Source organism: Streptomyces beijiangensis (assembly GCF_017315755.1).
Classification (GTDB): Bacteria; Actinomycetota; Actinomycetes; order Streptomycetales; family Streptomycetaceae; genus Streptomyces; species Streptomyces beijiangensis.
In genome coordinates, this window is sequence record NZ_JAFLRJ010000853.1 from 1 (window position 1) to 227 (window position 227).

A 227-nucleotide genomic window follows, 5' to 3' on the forward strand; every position below is an offset into this window, starting at 1 on the left:
GGCGCGCGCTGGGCCTGCACCGCATGCAACACCGCCTGGACGCGGTCGAGTCGACGGACGACGCCCTGGTGGTACGGACCCGGGTGGCCCCCGCCGGCCGGGAGGCGGGCCTGGCGACGTCGTACCGGTGGACCAGCGACGGCACCCGGCTGCGCCTGACCGTCTCCGTCACCCCGGAGGGCACCTGGCACCTGCCGCTGCCCCGGCTCGGCGTCCGCCTCGGGCTG

Annotated in this window: 1 protein-coding gene; it reads left to right on the forward strand. The window is 78.0% G+C overall.

The window, feature by feature from the left end:
- Positions 1 to 227: hypothetical protein (locus J0695_RS39490; RefSeq protein ID WP_206969670.1), on the forward strand; the 227-nt coding region annotated here is incomplete at both ends.